We start from the raw sequence: 13478 nt of genomic DNA, 5'->3' as shown, positions 1-13478 counted from the left end.
CCTGCGCTTGCTCGGGCCGGTCAACCAGCTGATGTTCGTCGTGGACACCCTCCAGTCCGCTCTCGCCTCGCTGAGGCATCGTCGAGGCCGGGACGGCGGAGCTGAACGCCGCGGGCGGCGTGTACGCCGGTCTCTGGGCCGCGTGGTGCGACGGGCAGCGTCCCGGCGGCCCGGTGCCGTCAGCTCAGGGTGCCGCGCCTCGCCAGCCGCCCGATGACCAGCGCGCTCCCTAGTGGCACCGCCCCGAGTACCAGCCAGGCGACGACGGGTGGGGCGACCGCCGGGTCGAGCAAGCTGCCCGCGGCGGTGCTGCCGATCAGGACGGTGAGCCCGCCTGCGGAGGAGAGCAGGCCGAAGTAGGCGCCGAGCCGCCGCTCGCCGGCCAGGCGTGGGACGAGGTCCTGGGCCAGCGGGACGGCGACCATCTGTCCGGCCGTCAGGAGGACGACGAACGCGACGGCGGGCCACAGGGCGGGTCCGAACGGCACGACGACCGTGAAGGCCACGACGCCGAAGGCGCATGCCATCAGGACGAAGCCGAGGACGATCCCGCCCGTGCCGCGGCGGCGGGCCCAGCGAGTCACGGGCAGCTGTCCGCCGATCACCATGACCGAGGCGAGGACGAACAAGAGGCCGAGTGCCCCCTGGTTCCCGGTCGTGCGGTCGAGTTCGGCGGGCAGGGCGAGGTAGAGCTGGTTGTAGCAGAGCAGGTAGCCCGAGTAGCCGGCGGCGAAGGCGAGGAAGCGCCGGTTCGCCAGGACCTCGGCCCAGCCCGCGAGCATGGGCTCGTCCGCGTGCGCGGCGGGACGGCGGGGCAGCCATGCGAGGTGGGCGAGTCCGATGAGGACGAACGCGCCGGCCGCGACGAGGCAGGCCAGCCGGAAGTCGACGAGGAGCAGGCCGGCCCCGGCGAGGGGTCCGATCACGGAGCCGACCTGGCCGGAGACGGCGAACATCGCGAACGCCTCCGCGCGCGGCACCTCGGCGTGCTCGGCGGTCTCGCGGGCGATCGAGGACTCCACGGCGGGGGAGAACAGGGCCGCGGCGAACCCGGTGAGCAGGGCGCCGGCGATCACCCCGGCGAGGTCGCCCGCGACGCCGAGGAGGACGAAGCCCCCGACCCGCAGCGCGCAACCCGCCAGGATGACGGGTTTGGCTCCCAGCCGGTCGGACAGTGTTCCGCCGATCACGAACAGCCCCTGTTGGCTGAACGTCCGCAGGCCGAGCACTAGTCCGACGAGCCCGCCGGCGAGGGCGAGGTCCTGTGCGAGATGGGTCGCGAGGTAGGGCAGGACCATGTAGAAGCCCACGTTGAAGCACAGTTGGGTACCGACGAGCAGCTGCAGGACCGGGGGCAGGCGGCCGAAGTCCCGTAGGACCCGGAACCGCCCGAAGCCGGAGCGGGAGGTGTGATCGGCCATAGTTGCCTATTACTAGCATTTGCCATCTACTCGTGACATGGTCGGCCGGTGTCCCGACGTGTCCGCTTCGCCCGAACCGCCGCTGCCCTGGCGCTCGTCACCCTGGTCGCCTCGTGCGGATCCGGTGGCGCCGCGACGGGCATCCCCGTCGCCGACGGCGAGCTGCGCCTCGCCGCGCAGTTCGTCCCGCGCTCGGGCTACGCCATGGACACCGACGACGCCTACGGGCTCTACCAGCTCGGCGTCACCGAGACGCTCGTCGCCGCCGGTTCCGACGGCCGGGTGCGGCCCGGCCTGGCCACCGACTGGACCCCGGTCGACGACCGCACGTGGCGGTTCACGCTGCGCCCCGGCGTCACGTTCCAGGACGGCACCCCGCTGACCCCCGAGGCCGTCGCGACCGCGCTGGGCTGGGTGGCAGGGGTGGCGGCGCCACCACGGGCGGTCAAGGGGATCGGGCTGACCGCGGCTGCGGACGGGACCGGTGCGGTGCGGGTCTCCACCGCGAAGCCCGACCCGATCCTGCCGCTGCGGCTGAGCAGTGTGAACACCGCGATCCTCGCGCCGTCGGCGTACGAGCCGGGAACTCCGCCGTCCGTGCGGGGGACCGGGACCGGTCCGATGCGTCTGGTCGAGGCGGAGGGCAACCGCACCGCTCGGCTCGAGCGCAACGACTCGTACTGGGGTGGGCGGGCGCAGCTCGCGCGGGTCGCGGTGCAGTACGTGACGGACCCGACCGCCCGGGCGCTCGCGCTGCGGGCCGGTGACGTCGACATCGCCCAGGGACTCCCGGAGTCCTCGCTGCTGGAGTTCACCGGGCCCAACGGCTACGACAACCAGACCGTGCCGGCGCCGCGGACGGCGTCGCTTCTGTTAAACCTGTCCGCCAAACCCTTCGACGACCTGCGGGCCCGGCAGGCGGTGGCGAAGGCGATCGATCGCACGGCCCTGGCCGAGCAGGCCCTCGCCGGGTCGGCGACGCCGGCGTCGGAGCTGTTCGGCGGGGCGGTCCCGTTCGGCAGTACGGACGCGCCGGCGCCGGCGGATCCGGCGGGCGCGCGGGCGCTGCTGGAGCAGGCCGGGTACGGGCCGCAGAACCCGCTGCGGGTGCGGCTGGCCACCTATCCCAACCGCGCGGAGCTACCGACGCTGGCCACGGCGGTGCAGGGGATGCTCCGCGAGGTCGGCATCGACGCGCAGATCCGGGTTGCGGAGTACGCCCCGCAGGAGGCGCAGATCCTTGCCGGGGACTTCGACATGTTCGTGCTCTCGCGCAGCTACCTCACCGATGTCCCGGACGCGGGCGCGACGCTGAGCAGCGACTACTCCTGCGCGGGCTCCTACAACGTGAACCACTACTGCTCGGCCGAGTTCGACGCGCTGATCGGCCCGCTCTCGACCTCGACCGATCCCCTGGCTCGGCAGGCGATCTTCCGTCAGGCCGCCCGGAAGCTGGTCGACGACGTCGCGGGCGTCCCGTTGATCCACTCCCAGGAGAACGGGGTGGCCCGCGGGGTGTCGGGCTACACGGTCGACCCGCTCGGCAAGCGCCTGGTGACGACCGGGCTCACCCGCACCTCGTCCTGACCGGTGCCGAGCACCCTCGTCCGGCGGCTGCTCGCGCTGCCGCCCCTGCTGCTGCTCGCGTCCGTCCTGGTGTTCCTGTTGCCGCGGATGGCCGGGGTCGACACGACCCGCGAGATCGTGCGGGCGCGGACGGACGGCATCGAACCGGATCCGGTGGTGGCCGCGCGGGTGGCGGCCGAGCTGGGCCTGGACCGCCCGCTGCCCGTGCAGTACCTGCACTGGATCGGCGGGGTGCTCACCGGGGACCTGGGAACCTCGTACTCGACCCGGACGCCCGTCGCTGCCCAGCTCGCCGCGGCGATCGCGGTGTCGACGCTGCTCACGGCCCTCGCGCTGGTGCTCGCCGCCGCGGTGGGAATCCCGGCCGGGGTGTGGGCCGCGCGACGCCCCGGCGGACCTCTCGACCGGGCCGTCACCGGGCTGTCCGTGCTGGGCGTCGCGGTCCCGGAGTTCATCCTCGCGCCCCTGCTGGTCCTGGCCTTCGCGATCGCGGTGCCCCTCCTGCCCGCGACGGGCTGGGGGAGCGTCGCCCAGCTCGTCCTGCCGGTCGTGACGCTCGCGTCCTTCCCGGCGGCGCTCGCCGCGCAGCTCACCCGCGCCGAGACGATCGACGCCCTCGGCCGCCCGCACGTCGCCGTCGCCCGGTCGAAGGGGCTGCCGGAGTCGCGGGTCCTCTGGCGGCACGGCGCCCGGCTGGCGCTGACGTCGGTGGTCTCCCTGTCCGGCATGTTCTTCGCGGGGCTGCTGGGTGGCTCGGTGATCGTGGAGGTGGTGTTCGCGGTCCCCGGGCTGGGTCGGCTGCTCTACGACGCGGTGATCTCCCAGGACCTGCCGATGCTGCAGGCCGGGCTGCTGGCCGTCGTCGCGGTGGCCGCGCTGGCGAGCATCGCGGCGGAGCTGCTGGCGCTGTCGCTGGACCCGGTCGCGCGGGCGGGGGTGGAGGCGTGAAGCTCCGCGTGGTGGCGGGTGTGGTGATCGGGTTGCTGCTGGTGGCGGCCGTGCTGCCGGTCGACGCTGTCACCACGCATCTCGGGGACCGGTTCGCCGGGCCCTCGCCCGCGCACTGGCTGGGGACGGACCACCTGGGTCGGGACGTGCTGGTCCGGCTGGTGACAGGGACCCGGTTATCGGTGTGGTTCACCGCCGTCGCCGTGCTCGCCTGCGCGGTCGTCGGCACCCTGGCCGGGTTGTTCGCCGGCTACCTCGGCGGGGCGGCGGGCCAAGCGCTGCAACGGATCCTGGACCTGCTCGTCGCGATCCCGACCGTCATCATCGGGCTCATCGTGGCGGCGGTCCGCCAGCCGGGCCTGGACACCCTCCTGATCGCCGTCCTCGTCACCGGCTGGACGCCGCTCGCCCGGCTCGCGTACCAGCTGACGGTGCGCGAACGCGGCCGCGAGTACGTCGAGGGCGCTCTCGCGCTCGGCGCCGGGGCGTCGCGGATCACGATGCGCCACATCCTGCCCAATGCGATCCGCCCGCTCACCGCGCACGCCTGCCTGCGCTTCGCGAACGTGCTGCTGTCGCTGGCCGGCCTGTCGTTCCTGGGGCTCGGCGCCCAGCCGCCCACCCCGGAGTGGGGCGCGATGCTCGCCGAGGGCCGCCAGTTCGTGTTCGTCGCGCCGCGGCTGGTGATCGTGCCCGCGGTCGCCGTCGTCGCGGTGTCGTTGTTCGTCACCCTTCTCGGCCGGCATCTCGACCGCCGCTGGTCCCGATAGGAAGAGGAGATCCCATGGCACGCAATGGATCCGACGGCCGCCGGTGCGGCGAGGTCCGTCCGGAGTGGAAGGACACGCTCGGCTCGGCGGGAGTCGTGCCCCCGCACGTCACTGACCTGCGGGCCGGGCTCGACCGGGCTGGCGCCGCGATCGTCACCGGCTACGCCACGGACCCCGAGCGCCTGGTCGACGCCGCAGCGACCGCCCTGGGAGGGCGACTGCGTGAGCTGTTCGGGATCCGGCCCCAGGGTGGCCTGGACGCACCGGTACTCGGCCTGCACAACGACGGCGCCACCGTGGTCGTCGACGTCCACGGGCGCAGCGTACGACTGCGCGACCCTGACGAGGACTGGCTGCTCATGCTGTGCGGCCGGGCGGCCGACGAGGGCGGTGACTCTGTCCTCGTCGATGGGTACGCGCTGGTCGACGCCCTGCGCACGGCCCCGGAACCCGAGCTGCGCGAGGTGCACGACTTCCTCGTCGGGGTCGACGTCGACTTCTTCGGCGCGTGGGAGCAGGTCCCGCGCGGTGTCCCGCCGACACCACTGGTGCGCCGCCTCGTCGAGCACACCCGCACCGGGCGGCGGGCGGTGCGCGCCAGTGACTACGCCGCCCCGGTGCCGCGAGAGCCGCGGGCCGTGGAACACCTCACGTTGCTGGAGAGCTACGCCGACGTCCTCGCCACCGCGATGGATGTCGCACCCCGCTTCCGGCTCGACCCGCAGGACCTGTTCGTGCTGGACAACTACAGGTTCCTGCACGGCCGAGACGCCTACTCGGGCGACCGCACCCTGCACGTGCTCACGGTGCGCAGCGCGGACGCATTCTGACGATCACCCATGGTAGCCATCGTAGGGGACTGCCCAGGGTTCGGTTGGCTCCAGGCCTGTGAGGAGGTGCTCCTCGCTGGAAGGATCGTCATTGTGCCCAAGCCGTTCGCGAAGGAGTTCCGCCGCGACGTGATCGCTGTGGCCCGTCAGGGCGACCAGTCCGTCGCCTCGGTAGCCCGGAACTTCGGGATCTCGGAGTCCTGCCTGTCACGCTGGTTGAGGATCGCCGACCGCGAGGACGGGATCAGCGCCGACGCACCTGACACAGCGGGCCAGACCCGGCGAGAGCGATCTCGAGGTCGACAACCGCGAGCTGCGGATGCGGGCGAAGCAGCTCGATCAGGAGAACGAGATCCTGCGCCGCGCCACTGCCTACTTCGCCCGCGACGTGCTCCCACGATGATGTACCCGCTGGTCCTCGACCTCGCCGCCGGCAAGATTCCCGTCGCGGTGACCTGCCGGGTGCTGGGTTTCTCGAAGCAGGCCTTCTACAAATGGCGCGCCAAACCCGTCTCCGACCGCGACTACGACGACGCCCACTTGGTCAACGCCACCGTCGACGTCCACCACGACGACCCCGGGTTCGGCTACCGCTTCATCACCGACGAAGTCGCCAATACCGGCTGGAAGGCGTCGTGCAACCGCGTGAACGGACTCTGCCCGATGCAGAAGCTCTGGTCGGTCCACGCCCGTCGACGAGGCCGTCACCGCAAGCCCGGCCCGCCCGTGCACCCCGACCTCGTGGGCCGCGGGTTCACCGCGCAGCGGCTGGACCTGTTCTGGTTGACCGATCACCGAGCACCCGACCCGCGAGGGCAAGCTCTACCTCTGCGCGGTGGAGGACGCGTGTTCGAAGTGGATCGTGGGCTACTCCACCGACGCCCCTATGACCTCGCAGCTCGCGGTGGACGCGCTGCGCAATGCCGTCACCCTGCGCGCCCCGGACGCGACGGCGATCGTGCCTTCCGACCGGGGCAGCCAGTTCTGATCCCATGCCTACCAGCGGGTTCTCCGCGATGCTCAGCTCCGGGGCTCGATAAAGCGGGTCGGGACCTGCGCGGACAACGCCGCGATGGAGTCGTTCTTCAGCCTGCTGCAGAAGAACGTGCTCAACGGTCGACGGTGGGCCACTCGGGCCGAGCTGCGCCTGACCGGTCGGCGAGTAGCCTCAATTGGGCTCGAGTAGCGACGTTGAGGGGCGCGGCGGGGAGATGGCAACTCCGCCGTGGTGATGGGCGGCGACCGCGTCGTCGGCGGTGAACCGCCGACTCGGCCACGCGACAGCCGAAGTCGCTCAGTACTCCACCCTGCGTGTCGTCGTCCTCGACGGGGAGGACTCGAGGTGCCGGCGATCCGGCCGCGGTGGTGTGTGGACCCGGACGGGCCGAAGCGGTGCCGCCGAGAGGTGTGTCAGCGATCGAGGCGGGTCGCGGCCAGGATGGCGACGTGTTCGGCGAACAGGTCCAGGGCGGTGCGGACCTGGGCCTGGGCGGGACCGTCGTAGCGGCACTCGAAGCGAGCCGGCGATCGGAGATGCCGTCGCGGTCGCCCTTGGCACAGCGGAAGTAGCCCTCGACGACCTGGGGGGTGGCGGCGGCGGAGCATCTCGTCCGGCTCGGGGTGGCTAGCCAGGCGATGAAGGGGCCCAGGACGGCGGCCAGCTCGGTGGGAACCGGTAGGTCAGCGCGGGGTGAAGTGGACGGACAACGGGCGTCACCTCCTCGTGACGATCGTGCCGGCTGATGGTGGTCAGAGCTCGGTACGGCGTTCGGCCACGGTGCGTGCGAGCTCGGCGAGCTTCACGTTGGTCTGCTGCGACACCGACCGCAGGAGCTCGAACGCCGCGTCCTCGTTGATACCTTCGCGTTCCATCAGCACCCCTTTGGCCTGGCCGATGACGTCCCGGTTGTGGAGTGCCTCGCGCAGGTGGCGGTTCTCCTCGCGGGCCGCGCCCGCCGCGGTGAGGGAGTCGAGGACGGCGGCGGCATAGGCCGCGAGCACGACGGCCGCGTCCCGGTCGGCGTCGTCGAGGGCACCCCGGGTGAAGGCGAAGAAGTTCAGAGCACCGGTGCGGGGCGGGTCCTCGTGGGCGAAGAGCCCGACCGCGAGTGCGCAGTGCACTCCTGCCCGCGCCGCTTTGGGCCCCCACCGGCGAAGTAGCGGATCGCCGTCGAGATCGGAGGAGGCGAACAGCCCGACCCCGTCGCGCCGGCTGGCCAGGACGCAGGGCCCTTCGTCGAGCTCGTACTGCAGCTGGTCGAGTCGGGCGGCGAGCTGTTCGTTCGCGGCGGCGGTGACGTACCGGCCGTCGTCACGGCGCAGGGTCAGACTGACCAGGTCTGCCTTGGGGATGAGGGCTGCTCCGGCCTCCACAATCCGCCCGAGCGCGGTATCGATGGTTCCGGCGGACCTCAGCGAGGTGGCCAGTTCGGAGAACTCGCTCGCCCATCCGCCGGTGCCGGCCCGCGCACCTTCGTCGCTGGACATTCGCGCTCGATCTCCTTCTTCCGGTGGGGTTGCGGTCGCTTCCGGTGGGGTTGCGGTCGTCGGACTTGCGGTGGTGCGCCTGGCCAGGGCGTCAGCCCGGGGTGCGGTCGCCGTGTTCGGCCAGGCGGTGGTTGAGCTGCGAGATGCGTTGGTGGGCGTGGTGGAGCTTGGCTCGTGTGTCGTCGAGCTCGTCGTCGCGTCGCCGGAGTTCGGCGCGGGCCTCGTCGCGGGCGTCGACGGCATCGTGGCGCTCGGCGTGGCTGCGGCCCAGGTCGTCCTCGAGGCCCTGGATCGTGGTGGCGGAGAGCAGGGAGTGCCCGACGTCGAGGAGCTCGCGCAGCCGCGAGGCGCGGGCGAGCTGGAGAGCCGAGTAGCGGCGGTGACCACCCTCGGTGCGGTGGGGGCTCAGCACGCCGGCGGTGTCGAGGCTGCGGAGGAAGGCGGGTCGGACGTCGAGGAGCTTCGCGGCCCGGCCCATCGAGACACCCGGATCGCAGGTGGTGTCCAGGGCGGTGGGTCGAGTCGTCACGGTTCGTCGTCTCCGGGTCCGCAGGGCATCCGCCGGGGCCGACGGCTGCCGGGCTTGACGGCGAAACTTATAGCGGCGAGTGGAGATTCCCGCAAGTGTCGAGATCCGTGCTGCACGTGGGGAGCGCGCTCGCGGATCTTCCCGGCCCGCCGCGGGAGTGGCAGGAGCAGATCGACCGCGTCGACGGTCTGGTGGAGGAGCAGCACCGTCAGGCCGCCGCCTGGCACCGGACACAGGAACAGGAGAAGCGGCTGGCGCACCTGCTCGACACGGTGCAGATCAAGGGGGTCTTGCTCGGCGCCGCAACCGTCTGACGGCCGCTCATGCCTGCCGATAGGCCGTCGGGATCCGGATTCCCTGCTGTTCGCCGGGTGCCGGCGAGTATGTTCGAGCGACTGAGCCGTTCGTCGGCAGGGTCGGAGGACGGGACGAGGCCCCTGGGGAGACCGGCGCCGAGCGCCGTCCGCGCCGTATCCATCCCGCCGTGTGAGCGGCTGCGAGGCGGGTAACTGGGAATCATGAGTCGCAGCGACACGACCGACGACGCTAAGCCCGCCTAGCTCGGCGACGACCTGCCAGGAGCACTGAAGCTGGTCTACAAGCCCGTGGGGCTGTTGTCCGGCGCTCTCGGCGGGCTCGTGGCCGGTCAGGTGTTCGCGCTGGTGTGGAAGAAGATCTCGGGAGAGCCGGACACCCCGCAGGCCCTGTCCCGCAACTACAGCACTCGCGAGGTGCTGCTCGCCGCTGCCCTGCAGGGCGCGGTGTTCGGTCTGATCAAGACGGCGGTCGACCGCTTCGGGATGAAGGCCTTCCATCGCGCTGTCGACGCTCCGTTGCCTCGCCGCTGAGAACCGCTCCCCTCCCCGACTCGTTCCGCACGAACCGGGGAGGTTGCCTACCGGATCAGGTGGAGGGATGCAGGACGACCTTCGTCCAGCCGTCCTCACGGTTGTCGAAGTGCTCGTAGCCCTGCGGTGCCTCCTCCAGCGGAAGCTCGTGGGAGACCAGGAAGCCGGGTTGGCCCGGCCCTCGGTGATGAGATCACGCAGGCGGGCGTTGTAGGCCGTGGTGTCGTCTCCCGGGTGTCACCGGCCGCGAACGGCCCGCAGGGCCGCGGCGGCGACCAGGGCGCCGAGCATCGCGCCCACGACGAACAGCGGCTTGCGGCCCTCCCCGGAGCGCGCCCTTGCGATGATGTCGGCGCTCCAGGTCCTGGCCCGCTCGACGGCGCGGGAACTCTGTTCCCGGGCCTGCGTCACCGTTTGGGAGGCATTGTCGCGCAACGATTCGGCTGCGTCATGAGCGCCGTCCTTCGCCCGCCCGATGACGTCGGTGCGCGCGGCCAGAGCGGCGGCTGTCTCGCCGAGGGCCACACGTTCCTCGGCGATCCTGGCGCGCAGCTCGTCCGGATCGGTGCTCATCGTCGAAGCTCCGTCCGGACGGTGTCCATATCGTGCTTCGTGCTGTTGATCGCCTCGTGGGGGACCGGCGGTACGCCGTCGGTGATCTGCTTCTTCCCCGCGAGCGCGAGCCCGCCGCCCGCGATCAGCAGCACTCCGCCGGTGATCAGCGCCGCGGCCCAGACCGGAGGCAGCAGGGCCAGGGCCGCGATCGCGGCCGCGATCAGGGTGAGCCCGCCGCCGAGAGCGACCACGGTGCCGGCACCGGCGAGACCGGCGCCGACACCGAGGGCCTTGCCCTTGGCGGCCATCTCGACCTTGGCCAGCTCGACCTCGTCGGTGACCAGGGTTCGGACCTGCTCGGTGAGTTGGCGGACCAGCTGGGCGGTCGAGGGAGCCTCGGGCGTGGCCGGGGTCGTGTGGGTCTCGTCGGTGGTCGGCATCGTCGCTCCTACCGGTCGCGGACGGGGCCGTCGGCGTGCAGAGCGCGGCGTTCGTGCTCGGCCCGGCGCTCCAGCTCGTCGTCGTCGACGGGGTGCGGGGTCTTGGCGTGTTCCTGGTGGTCCGGGTGGGCCTGCTCGGCCGGGTCGAGGACGTCGTCGAGGTTCGGGTCGTGGTTCGGTTCGGTCATGGGGGTGGCGTACCCGGAGTCTCGCCGCCCACCCCTGGCGAACGCCCGTGGTCTTTCGCGACCGCAGATCCGGTTCAGGAGTCGATTGTGACGACGACGATCCCGGCGTCGTCGGACGACATGCGTCCGGCCTGCTCGTAGGCGGCTTCGGCGAGGCGGGCGGACAGATCGTCGGCGCTCGCGCCGATGGGGGCGGTCTCCAGTGCGAGGATGACGCCCACCTCGTCGAGCTGGTCGGTGTCACCCACTCGGTGGGCTTCGGAGATTCCGTCGGTGTGCAGCACGAGGCTGTCCCCGGGCGCGAGCTCGAGGTCCTGTGCCGCGATCGGTGCCTCCGCGAGCAGACCGAGAACCAGGCCGCCGGCGGCGAGCTGCTCGACGTTTCCGGGTGCGCGGCGGACGAAGCCCGGCGGGTGTACGGCGCTGGCCACCCTCACCCGCCACCTCGACCTGACTTCCGGCGGGGTGAAGGTGGCGTAGGCGCAGGTCACGAAGCTGACTCGCCCGGCGAACCAGCCGAGGAGAACCTCGTTGACCGTGGTGAGCACGCGTACCGGGTCGGACTCGCTGTGCGCGGCGGTCCGTACTGCCGTGCGGGCCATCGCCGTGGCGCGGACGGCGAGCGCGCCGCGGCCGCAGACGTCGCCGATCACCACGCCGAAGCCGGTCGGGGTGGGGACGACGTCGTAGAAGTCCCCCATGACCTCGACGCCGGTGCCGCCGGCGTGGAACCGGGCTCCGAACTCGACGCCCGGGACGTCCGGTGGTGCGGTGGGGACGAGGCTCTGCTCGAGGACCTCGGCGAGCTCGGTGACCTCGGCGGCGTGGCGGTCGGCGGCATCGAGGGCCAGGCGCAGCGCGATCTCGCCCGCGGCGGCCGACGCCAGGTCCCGCAAGGCGTCGGCCTCGGTGTCGGTCCACCGGCGGACGACGGTGTCCATGGCGCAGAAGTTCCCCACGACGAGGCCGTCGGGATCGCAGACCGGCACGCCGATCCAGGACGCGGCGGAGAAGTCGTGGATCTGCGGGAGGTCACGGGTGCGGGCGTCGGCGGCCGTGTCAGGGATGCTCACGAGCTTGCCGCTGTCGATCACCAGGTGGCAGGCCGCGTCCTTCACCGGCGACTCGTACACGCCGTCCGGGCCGCAGAGCAGCGCCGGATCCGGTGCCCCTTTGAGGAAGGAGCGGACGTCGTCGACGACGGTCATCGCGACCATCGGCGTGCCCAGAAGCGCCGACCCGAGCCGGGTGAGCCGGTTGAAGGCCTCCTCCGGTCCCACCTCGAGGAGGCGGGTGGCCCGGACGGCGGCGACCCGGTCGGCGGAGGCGACACCGAACCGTCGAACGGACATCGAGCCGCCTGCCTCCCTGGCCTCGGGCGCACGCCCGCGCGTCGCACCTGCCCGCTGATGGCCCCTCGGACCTGGACAGTGTGCCTTGCCGCGCACTGGCGTGCCTGTGAGCGCTCCCGGGATGAGCGCGGCCGGGTGCGGCGACGGGTGAACCACGGTGGGACGGGTAGCCACGGGTGCGACGCCGAGCTCGACTCATCAGTGGCGCGGCATGGGACCCGGCGGGCGAACGGGGGCTGCACCGTGGGCCGATCATGCGAGGGACGGCGCTCCTACGTCTTGTCCTTCGTGGACGCCACGTGTCTGCCCAGCCATCCGTCGGTGGTTGCGGGCCAACGTGACCGGCGAGGACCTGGTGATGAACGCCGAGCTCGTCTGCACCGAGCTGGCCACCAACGCCGTCGAGCACGGCGGGGGCGCCGGTACCGTGCGTATCGACGTCGTCGAGGGGGACGGTCTGCACGTCGAGGTGGACGACGGCGAGCCGGCGGCTGCACTGACGATCGGGCGGTCACGGCTCGGCGGATTCCGGGGGCGTGGGCTACAGATCGTGACGGCGATGGCGGACTGGGGAGTCGTGCGCCGGGCGGAGGGGAAGACGGTCTGGGCGACCCTGTGACCCGCGCGAGGCCAGGGCCACGTCGCGGTGCGGCCGACCGGCCGGGACCACCGACGACCCGAAGCCGCCGGGCGAGGGGACACCCGCCGGCACGGTGCCGGATTCGGATCCCGCCCGGCGGGTACCTGCAGATATGGCGCGTGCGATCTGGTCGGGGACGATCTCGTTCGGTCTGGTCTCCATCCCCGTGGGGCTGTTCAGCGCCACCGAGGACCACACGGTGCACTTCCACCAGTTCCAGCGGGGGACGTCGGACCGGGTCCGCGTCCAGCGCGTCAACGAGCGGACCGGAGAGGAAGTCGAGTTCGCCGACATCGTGAAGGGCGCGGAGGTCGGGGACGGCGAGTACGTCGTGGTCGAGCCCGACGACCTGGACGCTATCGCGCCCGGCCGCTCGCAGGCCTTGGAGATCAGCGACTTCGTCGAGCTGGCCGACATCGACCCGGTCTACTTCCAGCGCACGTACTGGCTGGCGCCCACGGCGGAGCAGCACGCCAAGCCGTACGCGCTGCTGCGGCAGGCGATGTCGGAGGGCGGAAAGGCCGGGGTGGGCACCTTCGTGATGCGGGGCAAGGAGTACCTGGCGGCGATCAGGGCGGACCGAGCGGTCCTGGCACTGGCACACGCTGCATTTCGCCGACGAGATCCGGGATCCCGCGGCCGAGCTGGACAACGTGCCGTCGCGGCAGACCACGGGGGGCCAGAAGGAGCTGCGGATGGCACGGCAGCTGATCGACTCGATGACCACCGCATGGAAGCCCGAGCAGTACAGCGACACCTACCGTGACCGGGTCACGAAGCTGATCGAGGACAAGCGGGCGGGCAACGAGATCGTCACCGGGTCCGAGCCGCCGGAGCCGACGGAGATGTCCGCTCTGCTGGAGGCGCTGCAGCGCAGCATCGA

The 13478-nt window shown here is 72.0% G+C and carries 15 protein-coding genes and 2 pseudogenes; 9 read left to right on the top strand and 8 right to left on the bottom strand.

Features of this window, described 5'->3' with window-relative positions:
• Nucleotides 1-179: 179 nt before the first annotated feature.
• Nucleotides 180-1421 (bottom strand): MDR family MFS transporter, encoded by a 1242-nt coding sequence (locus tag ABD324_RS01855; RefSeq protein ID WP_344411738.1) that lies wholly within the window; start codon nucleotides 1419-1421, stop codon nucleotides 180-182.
• 48 nt (nucleotides 1422-1469) lie between these two features.
• On the opposite strand from ABD324_RS01855, the gene ABD324_RS01850 reads away from it, so the two are divergent.
• The 5 genes and pseudogenes from ABD324_RS01850 to ABD324_RS01830 all read left to right on the top strand — a co-directional run.
• Entirely contained in the window at nucleotides 1470-3008 is a 1539-nt protein-coding gene (locus tag ABD324_RS01850; protein ID WP_344411737.1) for an ABC transporter substrate-binding protein, read from the top strand.
• 3 nt (nucleotides 3009-3011) lie between these two features.
• Nucleotides 3012-3956 carry an ABC transporter permease gene (locus ABD324_RS01845; RefSeq protein ID WP_344411736.1) on the top strand — a complete coding sequence of 315 codons (945 nt, stop codon included), beginning with the start codon at nucleotides 3012-3014 and terminating at the stop codon, nucleotides 3954-3956.
• Nucleotides 3953-4726, top strand: a complete 774-nt coding sequence (locus ABD324_RS01840) for an ABC transporter permease (protein WP_344411735.1) — start codon at nucleotides 3953-3955, stop codon at nucleotides 4724-4726. The genes ABD324_RS01845 and ABD324_RS01840 overlap by 4 nt, the downstream gene beginning before the upstream one ends.
• A 14-nt stretch (nucleotides 4727-4740) precedes the next feature.
• Entirely contained in the window at nucleotides 4741-5556 is an 816-nt protein-coding gene (locus ABD324_RS01835; protein WP_344411734.1) for a TauD/TfdA family dioxygenase, read from the top strand.
• 93 nt (nucleotides 5557-5649) lie between these two features.
• Nucleotides 5650-6706 (top strand): annotated as a pseudogene (locus ABD324_RS01830) (IS3 family transposase); the annotation flags it as partial.
• A gap of 599 nt (nucleotides 6707-7305) precedes the next feature.
• Here the strand turns inward: ABD324_RS01830 and ABD324_RS01825 are convergent.
• A complete protein-coding gene (locus tag ABD324_RS01825) occupies nucleotides 7306-8043 on the bottom strand; it encodes an ANTAR domain-containing response regulator (RefSeq protein ID WP_344411733.1) in 738 nt (245 codons plus the stop codon).
• Between the two features lie 91 nt (nucleotides 8044-8134).
• On the bottom strand, nucleotides 8135-8572 hold the full coding sequence (locus tag ABD324_RS01820; protein WP_344411732.1) for a helix-turn-helix domain-containing protein: 438 nt from the start codon (nucleotides 8570-8572) through the stop codon (nucleotides 8135-8137).
• A 95-nt stretch (nucleotides 8573-8667) separates the two neighbouring features.
• Between ABD324_RS01820 and ABD324_RS01815 the strand changes: the two genes are divergently transcribed.
• Both ABD324_RS01815 and ABD324_RS01810 read left to right on the top strand, forming a co-directional pair.
• A complete protein-coding gene (locus ABD324_RS01815) occupies nucleotides 8668-8886 on the top strand; it encodes a hypothetical protein (RefSeq protein ID WP_344411731.1) in 219 nt (72 codons plus the stop codon).
• A gap of 291 nt (nucleotides 8887-9177) precedes the next feature.
• Nucleotides 9178-9420: a DUF4235 domain-containing protein gene (locus tag ABD324_RS01810; protein ID WP_344411730.1), complete on the top strand. Its 243-nt coding sequence runs from the start codon at nucleotides 9178-9180 to the stop codon at nucleotides 9418-9420.
• A gap of 55 nt (nucleotides 9421-9475) precedes the next feature.
• Here ABD324_RS01810 and ABD324_RS01805 read toward each other — a convergent pair.
• The 5 genes and pseudogenes from ABD324_RS01805 to ABD324_RS01785 form a co-directional block, all read right to left on the bottom strand.
• A pseudogene (locus ABD324_RS01805) lies at nucleotides 9476-9633 on the bottom strand (aldehyde dehydrogenase); the annotation flags it as partial.
• A gap of 24 nt (nucleotides 9634-9657) precedes the next feature.
• Entirely contained in the window at nucleotides 9658-9993 is a 336-nt protein-coding gene (locus ABD324_RS01800) for a DUF3618 domain-containing protein (RefSeq protein WP_344411728.1), read from the bottom strand.
• Complete coding sequence (locus tag ABD324_RS01795) at nucleotides 9990-10415, bottom strand: phage holin family protein (protein WP_344411726.1); 426 nt, start codon at nucleotides 10413-10415, stop codon at nucleotides 9990-9992. Before ABD324_RS01795 ends, ABD324_RS01800 begins: the two co-directional genes overlap by 4 nt.
• An 8-nt stretch (nucleotides 10416-10423) precedes the next feature.
• Entirely contained in the window at nucleotides 10424-10603 is a 180-nt protein-coding gene (locus ABD324_RS01790; RefSeq protein WP_344411725.1) for a hypothetical protein, read from the bottom strand.
• A 74-nt stretch (nucleotides 10604-10677) separates the two neighbouring features.
• Nucleotides 10678-11955, bottom strand: coding sequence for a PP2C family protein-serine/threonine phosphatase (locus tag ABD324_RS01785; RefSeq protein ID WP_344411724.1), 1278 nt, complete (start codon nucleotides 11953-11955; stop codon nucleotides 10678-10680).
• Nucleotides 11956-12166: 211 nt separating this feature from the next.
• On the opposite strand from ABD324_RS01785, the gene ABD324_RS01780 reads away from it, so the two are divergent.
• Both ABD324_RS01780 and ku read left to right on the top strand, forming a co-directional pair.
• Nucleotides 12167-12574: an ATP-binding protein gene (locus ABD324_RS01780; protein ID WP_344411723.1), complete on the top strand. Its 408-nt coding sequence runs from the start codon at nucleotides 12167-12169 to the stop codon at nucleotides 12572-12574.
• Nucleotides 12575-12707: 133 nt separating this feature from the next.
• Entirely contained in the window at nucleotides 12708-13361 is a 654-nt protein-coding gene (gene ku, locus ABD324_RS01775; RefSeq protein WP_344411722.1) for a non-homologous end joining protein Ku, read from the top strand.
• Nucleotides 13362-13478 lie beyond the last annotated feature (117 nt).

Origin of the sequence: Pseudonocardia ailaonensis (assembly GCF_039531635.1) — a bacterium.
GTDB classification, from domain to species: Bacteria; Actinomycetota; Actinomycetes; order Mycobacteriales; family Pseudonocardiaceae; genus Pseudonocardia; species Pseudonocardia ailaonensis.
Note: the sequence above shows the minus strand (reverse complement) of the source record. Positions and strands in the feature narration are given on the sequence as shown.